The organism is Mycobacterium sp., assembly GCF_965230835.1.
Taxonomy (GTDB): Bacteria; Actinomycetota; Actinomycetes; order Mycobacteriales; family Mycobacteriaceae; genus Mycobacterium.
The window spans coordinates 853,381-869,932 of the sequence record NZ_CBDDLW010000002.1; the positions used below are offsets into that span (position 1 = coordinate 853,381).

Annotated in this window: 14 protein-coding genes; 5 read left to right on the forward strand and 9 right to left on the reverse strand. The window is 64.6% G+C overall.

All coding sequences use genetic code 11. The annotated features are described in order from the left end of the window. Positions 1-37: 37 nt before the first annotated feature. Positions 38-1,051: a methionine synthase gene (locus tag ACO07W_RS04425; protein WP_421841124.1), complete on the reverse strand. Its 1,014-nt coding sequence runs from the start codon at positions 1,049-1,051 to the stop codon at positions 38-40. Between the two features lie 36 nt (positions 1,052-1,087). On the opposite strand from ACO07W_RS04425, the gene ACO07W_RS04430 reads away from it, so the two are divergent. Further along, positions 1,088-1,774, forward strand: a complete 687-nt coding sequence (locus ACO07W_RS04430; RefSeq protein ID WP_421841126.1) for a sensor domain-containing protein — start codon at positions 1,088-1,090, stop codon at positions 1,772-1,774. 18 nt (positions 1,775-1,792) lie between these two features. Here ACO07W_RS04430 and mnmA read toward each other — a convergent pair whose 3' ends face one another. Beyond that, entirely contained in the window at positions 1,793-2,866 is a 1,074-nt protein-coding gene (gene mnmA, locus ACO07W_RS04435) for a tRNA 2-thiouridine(34) synthase MnmA (RefSeq protein WP_421841128.1), read from the reverse strand. After that, the gene (locus ACO07W_RS04440) at positions 2,863-4,044 is read right to left on the reverse strand and encodes a cysteine desulfurase family protein (protein WP_421841130.1); all 1,182 of its coding nucleotides are present in this window, start codon (positions 4,042-4,044) and stop codon (positions 2,863-2,865) included. The genes mnmA and ACO07W_RS04440 overlap by 4 nt, the downstream gene beginning before the upstream one ends. A gap of 199 nt (positions 4,045-4,243) precedes the next feature. Between ACO07W_RS04440 and ACO07W_RS04445 the strand changes: the two genes are divergently transcribed. Further along, complete coding sequence (locus ACO07W_RS04445) at positions 4,244-5,080, forward strand: class I SAM-dependent methyltransferase (protein WP_421841132.1); 837 nt, start codon at positions 4,244-4,246, stop codon at positions 5,078-5,080. A 223-nt stretch (positions 5,081-5,303) separates the two neighbouring features. On the opposite strand, the gene ACO07W_RS04450 is transcribed toward ACO07W_RS04445, so the two are convergent. The 5 genes from ACO07W_RS04450 to ACO07W_RS04470 form a co-directional block, all read right to left on the reverse strand. Continuing rightward, a complete protein-coding gene (locus tag ACO07W_RS04450) occupies positions 5,304-7,430 on the reverse strand; it encodes an MMPL family transporter (RefSeq protein ID WP_421841134.1) in 2,127 nt (708 codons plus the stop codon). A 295-nt stretch (positions 7,431-7,725) separates the two neighbouring features. Beyond that, complete coding sequence (locus ACO07W_RS04455; protein ID WP_421841136.1) at positions 7,726-8,625, reverse strand: lysophospholipid acyltransferase family protein; 900 nt, start codon at positions 8,623-8,625, stop codon at positions 7,726-7,728. Further along, positions 8,622-9,473, reverse strand: coding sequence for a GNAT family N-acetyltransferase (locus ACO07W_RS04460; protein ID WP_421841138.1), 852 nt, complete (start codon positions 9,471-9,473; stop codon positions 8,622-8,624). The genes ACO07W_RS04455 and ACO07W_RS04460 overlap by 4 nt, the downstream gene beginning before the upstream one ends. A 139-nt stretch (positions 9,474-9,612) precedes the next feature. Further along, positions 9,613-10,569, reverse strand: coding sequence for an electron transfer flavoprotein subunit alpha/FixB family protein (locus ACO07W_RS04465; RefSeq protein WP_421841140.1), 957 nt, complete (start codon positions 10,567-10,569; stop codon positions 9,613-9,615). A gap of 53 nt (positions 10,570-10,622) precedes the next feature. Next, positions 10,623-11,423: an electron transfer flavoprotein subunit beta/FixA family protein gene (locus ACO07W_RS04470; protein ID WP_421841142.1), complete on the reverse strand. Its 801-nt coding sequence runs from the start codon at positions 11,421-11,423 to the stop codon at positions 10,623-10,625. A gap of 290 nt (positions 11,424-11,713) precedes the next feature. Between ACO07W_RS04470 and ACO07W_RS04475 the strand changes: the two genes are divergently transcribed. The 3 genes from ACO07W_RS04475 (at position 11,714) to ACO07W_RS04485 (ending at position 15,532) form a co-directional block, all read left to right on the forward strand. After that, complete coding sequence (locus ACO07W_RS04475) at positions 11,714-12,556, forward strand: class I SAM-dependent methyltransferase (protein WP_421841144.1); 843 nt, start codon at positions 11,714-11,716, stop codon at positions 12,554-12,556. Between the two features lie 14 nt (positions 12,557-12,570). Further along, complete coding sequence (locus ACO07W_RS04480) at positions 12,571-14,145, forward strand: 1,4-alpha-glucan branching protein domain-containing protein (protein WP_421845807.1); 1,575 nt, start codon at positions 12,571-12,573, stop codon at positions 14,143-14,145. Positions 14,146-14,287: 142 nt separating this feature from the next. Further along, entirely contained in the window at positions 14,288-15,532 is a 1,245-nt protein-coding gene (locus ACO07W_RS04485) for a glycosyltransferase family 4 protein (protein WP_421841146.1), read from the forward strand. Here the strand turns inward: ACO07W_RS04485 and ACO07W_RS04490 are convergent. Next, positions 15,529-16,503, reverse strand: a complete 975-nt coding sequence (locus ACO07W_RS04490; RefSeq protein WP_421841148.1) for an SDR family NAD(P)-dependent oxidoreductase — start codon at positions 16,501-16,503, stop codon at positions 15,529-15,531. The genes ACO07W_RS04485 and ACO07W_RS04490 overlap by 4 nt on opposite strands. Positions 16,504-16,552 lie beyond the last annotated feature (49 nt).

The following is a 16,552-nucleotide window of genomic DNA, read 5'->3' on the forward strand; positions in this document are numbered from 1 at the left end:
GGCACCGCCCACAATAGAATCTGAGCACCTTGCCAGCTCAGATCGCATCCAAGTTCCGGACGAACACGTCGGCTGCCGCCCCGGCCAGCCCCATCGCAGTCTGAGCCCACCGCGGGGTTGCGCCTGCTAAGCCGCATCCCGGGGCGACACCGATACGATCGACCAGCGCCGAGGGGCTAAACCCGAGCCGATCCGTTACCGCAGCCAACGCGGCCACCACTTCATCCGCCGACGGCGGCAGCTCCGGAGCTGTTGTCGCAATGACACCCAACATGACGGCACGGCCGGACTCGACAAACGCCGCGATACCGTCCAAATCCGCCGCCTGAAGCGTGCTTGTATCCACCGATATCGCACTAATACCGCTGCGCTGCAGGAGGTTCCACGGCAGCCCCGGCGAACAGCTGTGTACTAACACGTCGCCGCCGACCGCCTCGGTGCAGGTGTCGAGCATGCGGCCGGCCAGCTCGGCGTCAAGCGGCGCGACTGGAGTCAGCGCTGTCACTCCGGACAGCCGGCCACCCAGGGCTGCAGGCAGCGACGGCTCGTCGAACTGCACTACGACGGAGGTTCCGAGCCTCCGGGCCAGCGTCGCGCGATGCGCCGCGACGCCCTCAGCCAGCGACGCGGTCAAGTCACGCACGGCGCCGGAGTCGGTGATCGCCCGGTGTCCGTTCGCGAGCTCCAAACCAGCGGTCAGCGTGATAGGTCCGGGAGCCTGCACCTTCACCGCCTGCCCGCCGCTCGGCAACCCGGCTTTCTCCCATGCCTCTTCCAGGGCGTCCATATCTTCGCCGAGGATGCTGACGGCTCTGCGCGTCACCGCCCCGGGCCGATTGACGAGGCGATAGCCGCGCGGCACGGTGTCGATGGCCACATCGATCAGAAGTGCGCCCGCTCGCCCCAGCATGTCGGCACCCACTCCCCTGGCGGGCAGCTCGACGATGTGGACCAGCGCCCCGGCCAGGTCGCCGACGACTACCTCGGCGGCCTGGCGAGCGTCGATTCCTGGCCACGATCCGACGCCACTGGCTGTTGCGAAAACACTCACCCACCAAACCGTATTCGATATGCGCAGCGCGAACTGATGTGCCCTCGGGTAGCCTCCTGGCCAGGAAGGACCGCGTCTGTGCCTGTGACTGCTCGAACCCTGCTGCTGAGCTGCGCAGTATTGCTATGCACCGCATGCTCTCGGGTTGTCGGCGGCACCGCGTTGCCCGTTTTCGGCGCTAGCCCGGAGGCAAAACCGCATGCTCCAGGCGTAGCCGTGGACGCGGTGCTTCTCGACCAGTCGCGAATGCGCGCGATTACCGGCGCCGGCGACGACCTGACGATCATCCCCACGATGGACATTTCATATCCGGTGGATATCGACGATCTCGCCCAAACCGCGCCGCCACAATGCCGTTTCATCTACGCCGAGACAGCCACCTTCGGACCCGATGTCGAAGAATTCCACAAGACAACCTTCCAGGACCCGCCCGATGGCGCTTTGATCTCCGAAGCTGCCGCAGCCTATCGGGACGTCGACAGTGCCCGGCGCGCCTTCGAGGCTCTAGTGGCCAACGTCGCGGACTGCGCGGCTAGTTCGACCGGGTGGCTGTTCATCGGGAACTGGCGCACCGATGGCGAGTCGCTGCAGCTTCGGCCCGGCGACTGCGGCCGCGACTATCGGGCCCAATCAGCGGCTTTGCTGGAAGTAACTTTCTGCGGCTTTGCGGAATCCGTGTCTGACATCGTGATGACCAACATCGCCGCTAACGTGCCCGAATGACAGCTCTGATATGCGGGATCAACCCGTCCCGGCAATCGTGGCACTGCCGAGCACCTCGTCGCCATCGAGGTCAGGGCGGTACAAAACCATCGTTTGGCCACGCGCCACGCCGCGCAACGGGTTGCGCAGCCGCACGAGAAGCTTGTCATCTGCCAACTCGGCTACGGCATGGGCAATTTCACCGTGCGCACGCACCTGAACCGCACATTCGAAACGGCCCGAAGGTGGCGAGCCGGCAGTAAAGACCGGGTCACGACCGGTGAGCTCATGCACGTCGAGGTCAACCACATCACCCACCTGCACGGTCGCGGTGTCCGCATCGATTGCTGTGACGTAGCGCGGGCGACCGTCCGGCCCGGGTCCGCCGATACCCAGACCTTTGCGCTGACCAATAGTGAAACCATGCACCCCGTCATGGGTGGCAAGTACCGTGCCGTCCGCATTGACGACAGTCCCTCGGCGAACACCAATATGCTGACCGAGAAAGGCCCGTGTGTTCCCGGACGGGATGAAGCAAATGTCGTGGCTGTCTGGCTTGTCCGCCACAGCCAGGCCACGACGAGCGGCCTCAGCACGAATCTGCGGCTTCGGGGTGTCGCCGATCGGGAACGCGGCGCGACGCAACTGCTCGGCGGTCAGCACCGCCAGTACATAGGACTGGTCCTTGTCCCGGTCGACGGCGCGGCGCAGCCGGCCGCCCGATAGCCGGGCGTAGTGACCGGTGGCCACCGCGTCAAACCCCAACGCGAAAGCCCGCGTCGCCAGGGCTGAGAACTTGATCTGCTGATTACACCGCACGCAGGGGTTTGGTGTTTCCCCGCGGGCGTACGACAAGACGAAGTCTTCGATCACGTCTTCTTGGAACTTGTCAGCAAAATCCCACACATAGAACGGGATTCCGAGTATGTCGGCAACCCGGCGTGCGTCTGAGGCGTCTTCTTTGGAGCAGCATCCCCGCGCACCAGCGCGCAACGCGCCGGGCTCGCGTGACAGCGCCAGGTGCACACCGACGACATCGTGCCCGGCATCGACCATCCGGGCGGCGGCGACCGACGAGTCGACACCACCGCTCATCGCGGCGAGTACCTTCACCCGGGCGCCCCTGCGGCAGCCAGGGCTGCCCGTCGGGCACGATCCACCGCCGGTGGCAGCACTTGCAGTGCCGAATCGATGTCGGAATCAACACTATTGTGTCCCAGCGAAAGACGCAGCGATCCGCGTGCGGTGGCGGTATCGGCGCCCATAGCGATCAACACGTGCGATGGCTGTGGAACGCCTGCGGTGCACGCCGAACCGGTCGAGCACTCGATTCCGTTGGCATCCAACAGCATCAACAACGCGTCTCCTTCGCAGCCACGAAAAGTGAAGTGCGCGTTACCCGGCAACCGCAGCGAACCACGCGCGCCGTTGAGTCGAACGTCGTCAATCTTGGCCAGCACACCGTCGACTAGGCGGTCTCGCAACGCCTGCAACCGCACGCTGTTGGCTTGAATTCCTTCCACCGCAATGTGTGTCGCAGTTGCCATTCCAACCGCACCGGCGACATCAGACGTGCCGGAGCGTATGTCGCGCTCCTGCCCGCCACCGTGTGACAGCGGCACGCAAGCGACGTCGCGCCGCAGCAGCAACGCACCCATGCCGCACGGACCGCCGAACTTGTGCGCCGCCACGCTCATCGCCGAGAGCCCACTGGCACCGAAGTCCACCGGCAACTGTCCCACCGCCTGAATGGCGTCGCTGTGCATAGGGACGCCGCACTCGGCGGCAACGGACGCAAGGTCGGCGACGGGCATGATGGTGCCGACCTCATTGTTGGCCCACATCACCGACACCAGTGCCACGTCATCGTGGCTTTGCAGCACCTCGCGCAGCGCGGCTGCAGACACCGAACCGTCAGCAGCCGTCGGCAGCCACGTCACCTCGGCGCCCTCATGTTCAACCAGCCAGTCGACCGAGTCCAGCACCGCATGGTGCTCCACCTCAGTTGTGACGATGCGGCGGTGCCGTGGCTCCGCGTCGCGGCGGGCCCAGTAGATCCCCTTAACCGCCAGGTTGTCACTCTCGGTGCCACCCGCGGTGAAGATCACTTCCGACGGCCGCGCACCTAGTTTGTCCGCGATCAGCTCCCGGGATTCCTCCACCCGGCGGCGCGCCGCGCGACCAGCGGTGTGCAGTGACGATGCGTTCCCGACCTTGGCCAACTCGGCCGCCATCGCCTCGATGGCGGCAGGGTACATCGGGGTGGTAGCGGCGTGATCGAGGTAGACCATGACGAAACCAGGATACTGGCAGGCCTGTCTGCCCAGAGCGGCAGCGCACGCCCACGATCTGACGGCTGCACCGGCGAGACCGCCACCGCGACTAAATGGCAAGACCATCGTTGGCTGGCCAAGCCCGAAGTATGCACCGTACCCATAGACCAGCTAGACAACCACCGTGGTGTGGGGCGCTCGGTAAAGTTGTCTTTTGATGGACAGGGTGGCCAACGGGAAAATCGATGCCAGCGCCCTGACTGGCGTCTCCGAGACAGCATTGCTGACCCTGTACGGCAGGGCCTATCAGGCACGGCAGACAGACGCCATCATCGACGATCCCATGGCGATCCATCTCGCCGACGGCATCAACTGCGATTTCGATAAGTTCGGCCGCAAGGGCCAGGAGATGGCCTTGCGCTCGCTGGCCTTCGACGGTTGCGCAATCGAGTATCTGCGCAAACATCCCACCGCAACGGTCGTCGCCCTGGGCGAAGGCCTGCAGACCAGCTTCTGGCGGTTAAGCAACGCTTTGCCGGGTGCTCAGTTCCGTTGGTTAACAGTCGATTTGCCACCCATCATCGAATTGCGCCAGCGACTACTGCCGTCATCGCCTCGGATAGCAAACCTCGCGCAGTCCGCACTGGACTACAGCTGGATGAACCACGTAGATAGCGACAATGGGGTCTTCATCACCGCTGAAGGTCTACTGATGTACCTGCAGCCCGACGATTCGATGGGACTGATCGCCGAGTGCGCCAGCCGATTTGCGGGCGGCCAGATGCTCTTTGACCTGCCGCCAGTAGTGGCTAAAAAGCTTGCGCCGAAAGGCATGCGATCGTCACGGCAGTACCGTATTCCGCCGATGCCGTTTAGCCTGTCGTTGTCTCAGCTGGCAGGGTTGGCCGACACCGTTCCTGGCGTCGCAGCAGTGCACGACCTACCGATGCCGAAAGGTCGGGGCCTGGTATTCAACACGCTTTTTCCCGCTTTCTGGCAGCTGCCGGGAATACGACAGCTCCGCGGCGCATACACGTTGCTGGAATTCGCCTGAACCGACTGCACAGTCACCGTCGCCGATACGCGCAGCTTATGAAGATCACCGCAACGCGCTCCGCAACTGGGCCGATTTCACCCCGAAACGAAACAAATTCGACAACGTAAAATATTGTGGCCGTGGGTAGTTCATGTTTCTACCGGGTTGTCGTCGTCCAACCGCAGGCCGGTGTCACCAACAGCCGAAACACATACCGCGTCAACCTGTTGCCGCAGACCCGCTATCTCAGGGTTGCATCCTCGGGTTCAGATGGCCGGTCCACACCCGCGGTGTGCGCGGTGTCTGGCGACCGTCGTTGGCGAGCGAGCAACGACGGCCACCAGGTGATAGGTCCGATTTGCAGAGCCAGGGCCGGCACCAGCAGAGAGCGGACTACCAGAGTATCGAGCAGGACACCGAACGCGACGATGAACGCGAGTTGAGCAAGGAAGAGCAACGGGATGACCGCCAGCGCCCCGAAGGTCGCGGCCAGCACGATACCGGCGGAGGTGATAACCCCGCCAGTGACGGCGAGACCACGCTGTATGCCGACGGTTGTTCCGTGCTGGACAGTCTCCTCGCGCACCCGGGTCATCAGAAAGATGTTGTAGTCGACACCGAGAGCAACCAGGAACACAAACCCGAACAACGGCACCACCGGGTCCGAACCAGCGAAGTGGAATACATGGTTGAACAACATCGCAGCCACACCCAGCGTCGCGGCGAACGACAACACCACGGTGCCGATCAGCAACAACGGAGCAACCAACGCCCGCAACAGCACAACGAGAATCACCAGCACCACGATCAACACGATCGGGATGATCACGCGACGATCCCGGGCAGCGGTGCTCTGAGTGTCGAGCTGGGTCGCCGTGGGGCCGCCAACCAGTGCGTTCGAGCCGGGGACTGCGTGCACGGCGGCGCGAATCCGGCTGACCGTAGCTACGGCGGCCTGGGAATCGGCCGGGTCGGACAAAGTGGCTTGGATCTGAACCCGGTTGTCCACAACCACCGGTGGTCTACCCGGCGCCCCAATACTCGCGGCGCTGACTCCCGGTACGGCAGCGACGATCTCGACGACCTGAGGCGCTGTGTCGGCCCTGGTGATGACCAGGGTGGGCGACCCGGATCCGCCCGGGAAATGGGCGGCGAGGACACGCTGTCCGGACACCGACTCGACCTGGGTCAAAAACACCGCGCTCTGGGAGGTGCCGCTGGACTTGAGTTGAGGCGCAAAGCCGGCGCACACCAGAAGCAGCAAGCCGGCGACTATCCATACGCTGGTGCGATGCACGGTAATCTGCCGAGCAAGGCGCCACCACAATCCGGTTTCGCGATCGGGCTCCCGTTCCGGTCGCAGCGGCCAGAACACGCGTCGGCCAACCAAGGTGAGCACGGCGGGCAAAAAAGTCAGCGCCGCAACCAGCGAGCATGCGATGCCGATCGCAGCCACCGGCCCCAGGCCGCGGTTGGAATTCAGATCCGACAGCAGCAAGCACAGCACGCCCAGAATCACCGTGCCTGCCGATGCACCAATCGGGGCCAGCACCGCTCGCCAAGCCTGCCGCATTGAGCCGAACCGGTCGCCGTCGTGGCGCAATTCTTCCCGGAACCGGGCCACCAGAAGCAACGCATAGTCGGTGGCCGCACCGAAGACCAGAATGAACAGAATGCCCTGGCTTTGCCCGTTAAGCGCAATGGCACCGGTGCTCGCTAACATGTAGACGATCGCGCTGGCCAACGAGAGCGCAAACACGGCCGAGACCAGCACAATCAGCGGCAACAGCGGGCTCCGGTAGACCGCCACCAAGATGATGATCACCATGATGCCGGCCACCAGCAGCAGGGTCGTGTCGATCCCTGAGAACGCCTTGCTCAGGTCGGCAATCTGAGCTGCCGGACCAGTGACCAGAACCCGCAAACCCGCCGGTGCGCCGGCGCCGACGGCGTGCCGAATAGCGTTCACCGTGGGTGTGGGGTCGTCGCTGGCGCTGATCGGGACGACGATCTCGGCTGCCTTACCGTCAGCCGAAATCGCTTGCGGCGACGCCGGCGCCGTGACCCCGGCTATCCCGGTCACCGAAGCGGCGATGCCAGCGAGAAAAGAACTATCTGCATCGGTGAGCGCTCCCTGCCGCTCCGCCACAATCACTGCCGGTAGCGATGAGGACTCGCCGAATTCTTTCGCCACGTCCCCCGCCCGCGTCGACTCGGCACTGACCGGCAGAAACGCCGAGGAGTCGTTTTGTGCGACCGCAGCGAGCTTGCCGGCGTACGGGCCACCAAGCGAGCCGATAACCAGCCAGGCCAGCAACGTCAGCGCAGGCAGCAGCCAACGTCGGCGCCGCCGCGGTTCACGATGCATAGCGCAGTCCCCGGAAACGGCAGCGCATCGGTCGCCAAGACCAGCATCCGATAACGGCGGTGACTAGAGGCAATCGGAGCGGCTCGCGTGGTGTGGACGGCGCGTGCATGGTTCCCACATAATTTCACGCATTTAAACGTTAACCAAATTAACATTTATGCGGCGCTGACACGTGACAGATCTACTCACGAAGCCACCTGCAGGTCGGCGCCTGCTCAGAACGAGAAAGTAGAGACGACACCGGGCAATCGCACGCAGTAGGACCGTGACCGAGGCGGACGATAACCCACCTCGGCTACTCGCCCTCTCGAGTGGCTAGTGAGCGCGCATTGGCCGCTCCACCCCCGACATGTCGTGACGCGCCCAGACGCAGAGCGGATTGGCATCGAACAGCCAAAGCACGCCGGTCATTACCCGGTAGTTGCAAGGATTCAGCCCGCACCCACGCCACGGTGCGGCTGACGGTGAGCAGCCGGCGGATCGACCGCCCCAATGTGTCATCGCCGACATAGGCGGGGACCGTCGATATGCGGCCATCGACGTCACGATACGTCAGCCGGAGCGGCTGAACAGGACGACCGGCGTCGATCGCAGCCTGAAACATGGCCGGATAAAAGGACCCGGAACCTCGATGCGATTGTTCGGTCTGCCCACACCAGGTGGTGCCCTCGGGGAAAGCGACCACAGTCTGACCTGCCCGCAACCGGCGAGAGACCGCATCAACTACGCCGGGCAGCCGCCGCAGGTTAGTGCGTTCGATCGGAATGATCTTCAGAATGCGGGCCACAAGCCCGACCGCTGGCCCGGTAAACATGTCGGCACGGGCAACGAATGATCCCGGCATTACCGCCCCGATAGCGAATACGTCCAGCCACGACATGTGGTTGCTGACCACCAAGACACCGCGCAGGTTGCGAATCGGGCTACCCGACAAAGCGATTCGGACGCCGAAACAGCGCAGGACCAAACGACAATAGGCGCGTTGCACGCGCGCCCGGCCGGGCAGCGGCACACCGAGCAGCGCCACCCCGGGAGCCAGAATCATCGCCAGCATGACACGAAGCGCGACCCGCAATGCGACCAGCCACCGAGGTGATCGCGACGCATCACCTAGCCGCACGCAACTGACGTCACATGATGTACGAGGCAGCCAGGGGTGCGCGGTGGCTACGTGGCTGCGGGTCGAGCTGTTCACTGGCCCGCCATCTCCGACGCCGCCGAAACCGACCGCAGTCGGCGCAAATAGCGGGTATCGGCGCGACGCTTGTCCAGCAACACGCAAAAGTCGCCTACTCCGAATTCGGGGTCATGCGCCGGCTCACCGCACGCCTGCGCACCCAGCCGCAGATAGCCGCGCATAAGCGGCGGAACCGCCGGCCGTCGCGGCGGCGGAATGTCGTCGATAGTCTTGCCGTCCACGCACACCGGTCGGTAGGGACGCACTCGGTATTGCGGCGGCGCGGCATGACGGCTCAGAACGAAGTCGCGAACCCCGCGGATCTGGCTACCTGGCGGCTCATGAGCCGAAGCAACAGAATCACCGCTGATTGGCACCGAAACGCAGCCGACTACGTAGTTATAGCCACAGCGATCCAGGTAGGCAAGGATGCCCGCCCACATCAGCAGCACTACCCCGCCGTTGCGGTGACCTTCGCGCACAACAGCGCGGCCCATCTCCACCATGGACGGCCGCAGTGGATCGAACGCGCCAACGTCGAACTCTGTCGCCGTGTAGACGCCGCCGGCGGCGATCGCGCCAGATGGTGCGAGCATCCGATAGCAACCCACCAACTCACCGCTGCCATCGTCGCGAACCAGCAGATGGTCGCAGTACTCGTCGAAGCGGTCGACATCCCGGCCGCCCTCGGCCGGTGGCAGCGTGTATCCGGGCGTGCTGCTGAACACGTCGTACCGCAGCCGCTGCGCGGCTTCGATGAGGCTGGAATCAGTGGACAGCAACAGAGAATAGCGAGGCCCGGCTGACGATTTTGTTTCCGGACCCTGCGGCTTCTCGCTGGGTATCAGGACAGAAGCAATGCTCATGCGACCAACGTGACGCAGCCGGTCAGCTAATCGGCATCGACGCCGTGACGTGTCGGTGCACGCTAGATGACAAACTGTCGCGGCAAAACAGCGAACCGCAGCTCGTCAGCCTCGCATCGCCCCCATGTGAGGCGAGGTGTCAGCCCTTGCGAGCTTTGACCGCGTCGGTCAGCTGCGGAGCGACCTTGAACAAGTCACCAACCACACCGTAGTCAGCGATCTCGAAGATGGGCGCCTCTTCGTCTTTGTTGACCGCGATGATGGTCTTCGAGGTCTGCATACCCGCACGATGTTGAATTGCCCCGGAGATACCCAGCGCAATGTAGAGCTGCGGGGACACAGTCTTGCCGGTCTGACCCACCTGAAACTGGCCCGGGTAATAGCCGGAGTCAACCGCGGCCCGCGATGCCCCGACCGCCGCCCCCAGCGAGTCGGCCAGTGCCTCGACCACACTGAAGTTGTCCGCGCTGCCCACACCCCGACCGCCGGAAACCACCACGCTGGCTTCAGTCAGCTCGGGCCGGTCGCCAGCGACCGCGGGCTCGCGGGAAACGACCTTGGTGGCGTTCTCAGCGGGTGCGGGCACCTCGACGCTGACCTGTTCACCCGCCCCGTCTGCAGGCTGCGCCTCAACGGCCCCCGAACGCAGCGTGATCACTGGGGTGTCGCCATTGACCCGCGCGTCCACGGTGAAAGCGCCACCGAAGATGCTGTGGACACCCACCGCGCCTTCTTTGACCTCGATCACGTCAACGAGCAGACCGGACCCGATGCGGGCCGCCAGTCGGCCGGCGATCTCCTTACCATCGGCAGTAGCGGCCAATAGCACAGCGGCCGGAGCCGAAGACTCGGCCAAACCGGCCAGCACGTCGACAACCGGGGTGATCAGGTAGCTGTCGACGACATCGGACTCAGCGACGTAAATCTTGGCGGCACCAGCCGCCTTGAGCCCGTCTATCAGCGGCGCGGCCGTCCCGGGCGCACCGACCACGACGGCGGCTGGCTCTCCCAGCACACGGGCGGCGGTGATCAATTCGGCGCTGACCTTTTTCAGCGCGCCTTCGGCGTGCTCGACGAGCACCAGTGCTTCAGCCATGAGTTATTCGCTCTTCTCGTCTTGGAAGTGGTTGGGGCAGCAGACGCTGGCGATCAGATAATTTTCTGGCCGACCAGGTACTGGGCGATCTGGTTGCCGCCCTCACCCTCGTCGGCGACTTTCTCCCCGGCGGTCTTGGGCGGCTTCGGAGTCGACGTCAGCACGGTGGACCCAGCATTGGCCAGGCCGACCTCGTCACCCTCGACACCGATCTCAGCCAAAGTCAACACCGTGACTTCCTTCTTCTTAGCGGCCATGATGCCCTTGAAGGACGGGAAGCGCGGCTCGTTGATCTTCTCGTTGACACTGATCACTGCGGGCAGTGCGGCCTCGACGACGAACACCCCTTCGTCGGTCTCGCGCTCGCCGGTGATCGTTCCGCCCTCGATCGACACCTTGCGCAGGTGGGTGAGCTGCGGCAGGCCCAGGTACTCGGCGATGATTGCCGGAACCGCGCCGCCCACACCGTCAGTGGATTCATTGCCGGCGATCACCAGCTCGGTACCCTCCACGGTGCCTAACGCACGGGCCAGCGCCCATCCAGTTTGGATGACGTCAGAACCGTGGACCCCGTCGTCCTTGAGGTGGACTGCTTTGTCAGCCCCCATCGACAGAGCCTTGCGGATCGCCTCGGCGGCGCGCTCCGGGCCTGCGGTCAGCACGGTCACTGACCCCTCCACGCCGTCGGCGGCCTCCTTTTCGCGGATCTGCAAAGCCTCTTCCACTGCGCGCTCGTTGATCTCGTCCAGCACCGCATCGGCGGCTTCGCGGTCCAGCGTGAAATCGCCGTCGGTCAGCTTGCGCTCCGACCAGGTGTCTGGGACCTGCTTGATCAGGACCACGATGTTCGTCATAGGTGCGGTTCGTCCTCCTCGAAGGCGTCCGGCAGCGGTGGGCTGCAGGACCTTGGTCACGCCATCGCACCGGAATGTTACTAGACGGTAACTTCTTCCGGTGCGCCCCCACACCATAGCGGGTCGTGCTGACCGGATTGCCCACCTCTCCCCCGCAGGCGGTGGGACTTCCCAATGGCTGGATGCAAGGCGCTTTCCCTGGTTCCAACGGCGCCCAGGAACTATTCGGCCCGCTCGGTATACAGTGCCCAGTTCGCGAATCTGCCCGTTCGGGTTAGCCTGCCTTAGCAATGAGCGCAATCGTTCCAGACACACCACAGCACGTCCCCGCCGACAGTGCGGCGGCGGTCGCCGCGGCGAACCCTCCGACATTGACGCTGACGGGCGAACGCACCATCCCCGATCTGGACATCGAGAACTATTGGTTCCGGCGCCACCAAGTGGTCTACGAGCGGCTGCAGCCGCTCTGCGCGGGCCGCGACGTGCTAGAAGCCGGCTGCGGCGAAGGATACGGTGCCCACCTGATCGCCGAAGTGGCGCGCCGGGTGATCGCCGTAGATTACGACGAGGATGCAGTAGCCCATGTCCGCAACCGCTACCCCAGCGTAGACGTGATGCGGGCAAATCTGGCCCAGCTGCCGTTGCCGGAGGCATCCATGGACGTGGTGGTGAACTTCCAGGTCATCGAGCATCTGTGGGATCAATCCCAGTTTGTCCGCGAGTGCGCCCGAGTGCTGCGCCCCTCCGGACTGCTAATGGTGTCCACCCCCAATCGGATCACCTTTTCCCCTGGTCGCGACACCCCGATCAACCCGTTTCACACGCGTGAACTCAACGCCGACGAACTGACCGAACTCCTGGTCGAAGCTGGGTTCGCTGACGTTGATATGCGCGGGTTGTTCCACGGGCCGCTGCTGCGGGAAATGGACGCCCGCCACGGCGGTTCCATCATCGACGCACAAGTAGCGCGCGCAGTGGCCGACGCTCCATGGCCAGCTGAGCTGGCAGCGGATGTCGCAGCTGTCACCACTGCCGACTTCGACGTGATCGGCGCCGGCCGGACCGGTCATGACGACGACGCTCCCCACATCGATGACAGCTTGGATCTCATTGCGATCGCGGTGCGCCGTTGACCAGTTCCCAGACCATTTCCACGGACCCAGTGCCGGGCTTGTTCACCCTGGTCCTGCATACCCACCTGCCCTGGCTGGCCCATCACGGCCGCTGGCCCGTGGGCGAGGAATGGCTCTATCAGTCCTGGTCGGCGGCCTACCTGCCGCTGTTCCGCGTGCTGCGCGCGCTAGCCGAAGAAGATCGGCGCGGACTGATCACTCTGGGCATGACACCGGTGGTAAACGCTCAGCTCGACGACCCGTACTGTCTCGACGGGATGCACCGCTGGCTGGCCAACTGGCGGCTGCGTGCAGTCGAGGCCGCCACTACGCGCTCCACACCCCGCTCCAAATCAGCCGGCTATCCGTCCTGCACACCCGAAGCGTTGCGCGCCTCCGGCTATCGCGAGTGCACCGAGGTCGATCGGGCACTCGACGACTTCGCGGCACTCTGGCGACACGGTGGTAGCCCGTTGCTACGAACTCTGGTTGACGCCGGCACCGTAGAGCTGCTGGGCGGCCCGCTGGCCCACCCGTTTCAACCACTGCTCGCGCCTCGGCTGCGTGAGTTCGCTCTGCACGAAGGGCTAGCCGACGCGCAGCTGCGGCTGGCTCATCGGCCGGCAGGGATCTGGGCGCCCGAGTGCGCCTATGCACCGGGCTTAGAACGCGACTACGCCGCCGCGAACGTCAGCCACTTCATGGTCGACGGCCCGTCCCTGCACGGCGACACCGCCCTCGGTCGGCCGGTCGGCGACACCGATGTCATCGCTTTCGGACGTGACCTACAGGTCAGCTATCGGGTTTGGTCACCGAAGTCGGGCTACCCCGGGCACGCCGCCTACCGCGATTTCCATACCTACGACCACCTCACCGGCCTCAAGCCGGCCCGGGTCACCGGCCGTAACGTGCCCTCGGAAGCCAAGGCACCCTACGACCCCGAGCGCGCCGACCACGCTGTGGACATCCATGTGGCCGACTTCGTTGACGTGGTACGCGCCCGATTGCTCGCCGAATCTGAGCGAATCGGGCGGCCGGCCCATGTCGTCGCGGCATTCGACACCGAGTTGTTCGGTCACTGGTGGCACGAAGGCCCGACGTGGCTGCAACGCGTGCTGCGGGCCCTGCCCACCGCTGGCGTGCGCGTGGGCACGCTGCGCGACGCGATTGCCGAGGGGTTCGTCGGAAATCCAGTCGAATTGCCCTCTAGCTCTTGGGGTTCCGGCAAGGACTGGCAAGTATGGGACGGCGCCAAAGTAGCCGATCTAGTCCAGCTCAACACCGAAGTGGTTGACACGGCGTTGACGACCGTGGATAAAGCGCTCGCACACACCGCTTCCCTGGACGGGCCTACCCCGCGCGATCACGTGGCCGATCAAATCCTGCGCGAAGCGCTACTCACGGTGTCCAGCGACTGGCCATTCATGGTGAGCAAAGACTCTGCCGCCGACTACGCCCGCTACCGCGCGCACCTGCATGCGCACGCCACCCGCGAGATCGCCGACGCGCTCGCGTCAGGCCGCCGCGACAGCGCGGAGCGGCTGGCGACCGGCTGGAATCATGCCGACGGCCTGTTCGGCGCCCTCGACGCGAGAAGGCTACCCCAGTGAAAGTCCGGATCACGCCACGAAACCAGGCGCCGCGGGCCATCGCGCACGACGACGCCGGCCTCAGTCCGCCAAGCAATAGATGGCCCGGAAACGTGTCCGTACATCCGCCGCAGTCCCGGCGGCGCAGAAGGGGCGGGAGCGCGTGAAGATTCTGATGGTGTCGTGGGAGTACCCGCCAGTGGTCATCGGCGGGCTGGGCAAGCACGTCCATCATCTCTCCACCGCACTGGTCGCAGCCGGCCACGACGTCGTGGTGCTCTCGCGCCGTCCTTCCGGTACCGATGCCTGCACACATCCGTCGTCCGACGAGTTCAGCGAGGGTGTCCGGGTCATCTCGGCCGCCCAGGATCCGCACGAGTTTACTTTCGGCGACGACATGATGGCTTGGACCCTTGCGATGGGCCACGCGATGATCCGCGCCGGGTTACCTCTGAAGATCCATGGCAGCGATCGCTCATGGCGTCCCGATGTGGTGCATGCACACGACTGGCTGGTAGCACATCCAGCCGTTGCACTCGCCCAGTTTTATGACGTGCCAATGGTTTCCACCATCCATGCCACCGAGGCCGGCCGTCATTCGGGCTGGGTTTCCGGAACGCTAAGCCGCCAGGTACACGCGATCGAGTCGTGGTTGGTACGCGAATCCGATTCACTTATTACCTGTTCGGCGTCGATGAGCGACGAGATCACCGAGCTGTTTGGCCCCGGATTAGCCGAAACCACAGTGATCCGCAACGGCATTGACGCCGCACGCTGGCCATTCGCCGCGCGCCGCCCGCGCACCGGGCCACCCGAACTGCTCTACCTGGGGCGGCTGGAGTACGAGAAGGGCGTGCACGACGCCATCGCCGCACTCCCCCGGATCCGACGCCACCACCCGGGCACCACGCTGACTGTCGCGGGGGAAGGCACCCAGCAGGACTGGCTAATAGAACAGGCCCGAAAGCACCGGGTACTTAAGGCAACCAGGTTCGTCGGGCACCTCGACCACACCGAACTGCTGGCCTTGCTGCATCGGGCCGACGCCGCCGTGCTGCCCAGCCACTACGAGCCGTTCGGCCTGGTAGCCCTGGAAGCGACCGCGGCCGGCACTCCGTTGGTGACGTCGAACATCGGCGGCCTGGGCGAGGCCGTGATCAATGGGCAGACCGGCGTGTCATGCGCACCCCGCGACGTGGCCGGGCTTGCCGCCGCGGTGCGGACCGTGCTCGACGACCCGACTGCCGCACATCAACGGGCGACGGCCGCCCGGCAGCGACTCACCTCAGACTTCGACTGGCAGAACGTGGCTCAGGAAACCGCACAAGTTTATCTAGCTGCCAAGCGCAGTGAACGGCAACCGCAACAACGGCTGCCGATCATCGAGCATGCGTTACCGGACCGCTAGAGATCCTCGATACCAACCGCCTCTGCACAATAACGCCACAGCAGCGCACGATCATTGACGCTGTAACGGGTCCGCGGCAAATAGTGCTCGGTGCGTGGTCGCCTATCGTGCCAGAAGCGGCCCGTTGGCTGCGCTGGGCTGGTCGCCGCGAGCCATACAGCCGTGTCCGCGCCCTCGGCCGCGGTGCGCAACATCGGACCGGTCAGCGCCCGGAAGCCCGGGAGCGCTGCGGCCACGCCGGGAGTATCCGACCATCCCGGGTGCATGGAGTACACGCGGATGTGCTGGCCGGCCCAGCGGCGCGCCAAGATCGGGGTGAGCGCCACCTGTATTCGCTTGGTGCGCGCGTAGGCAGTGACGCCACGGTATCGGCCGTCGCGGTACTCGGGATCCGCGACAGGCAGCGGTTGGGTATACATTCCGCCAGACGACATCAGGATTACCCGCGCATCACCGGAATTGGCCAGTATTGGGACCAGCCGCTCGGTCAACAGCACCGGCCCCAGAACATGGGTAGCCAAAGTGAGCTCATGGCCGTCAGGAGTCTCAACTCGGGCGTCGGGCAGCACACCGGCATTGTGGATGAGCACATCCAGCCGTGACATTCGGCTGGACAGGTCAGCGGCGAATGCGGTGACGTCGGCCAGGTTCGACACATCGCACACCTCCACCCGAACGTCGGCATCCGAATCTTCGGCAACGATCTCCTCACTGGCCCGTTCACCGCGCGCACGGTCACGTACGGCCAGCACAACAGTGGCACCCAACTTCGCCAGGCCTGCGGCCACCGCCTTGCCGATTCCGCGATTGGCGCCGGTCACAAGCGCAGTTCTGCCTTTCAAGGCACCGGGTGGTGGATCGTCGGTCTCGCCCAACCGCCGGAGCCGATAACCGATACGCGTATAGCCTGGGATTATCGCGCGATCGAGGGCGGTGTCGAGCAGTGGCCGGATGCCTTTGTGAGCACTCATGGACATCAATGGTGCACCGAACATCGACAGGATGCCGGCGAATCCGCGA

Coding starts and splice junctions, on each gene's coding strand:
- ACO07W_RS04490 (WP_421841148.1), bottom strand. CDS start 16,503: ATGAGTGCTCACAAAGGCATCCGGCCACTGCTCGACACCGCCCTCGAT.
- ACO07W_RS04465 (WP_421841140.1), bottom strand. CDS start 10,569: ATGGCTGAAGCACTGGTGCTCGTCGAGCACGCCGAAGGCGCGCTGAAA.
- ACO07W_RS04440 (WP_421841130.1), bottom strand. CDS start 4,044: ATGGTCTACCTCGATCACGCCGCTACCACCCCGATGTACCCTGCCGCC.
- ACO07W_RS04460 (WP_421841138.1), bottom strand. CDS start 9,473: ATGAGCATTGCTTCTGTCCTGATACCCAGCGAGAAGCCGCAGGGTCCG.
- ACO07W_RS04445 (WP_421841132.1), top strand. CDS start 4,244: ATGGACAGGGTGGCCAACGGGAAAATCGATGCCAGCGCCCTGACTGGC.
- ACO07W_RS04450 (WP_421841134.1), bottom strand. CDS start 7,430: ATGCATCGTGAACCGCGGCGGCGCCGACGTTGGCTGCTGCCTGCGCTG.
- ACO07W_RS04475 (WP_421841144.1), top strand. CDS start 11,714: ATGAGCGCAATCGTTCCAGACACACCACAGCACGTCCCCGCCGACAGT.
- ACO07W_RS04430 (WP_421841126.1), top strand. CDS start 1,088: ATGTGCCCTCGGGTAGCCTCCTGGCCAGGAAGGACCGCGTCTGTGCCT.
- ACO07W_RS04470 (WP_421841142.1), bottom strand. CDS start 11,423: ATGACGAACATCGTGGTCCTGATCAAGCAGGTCCCAGACACCTGGTCG.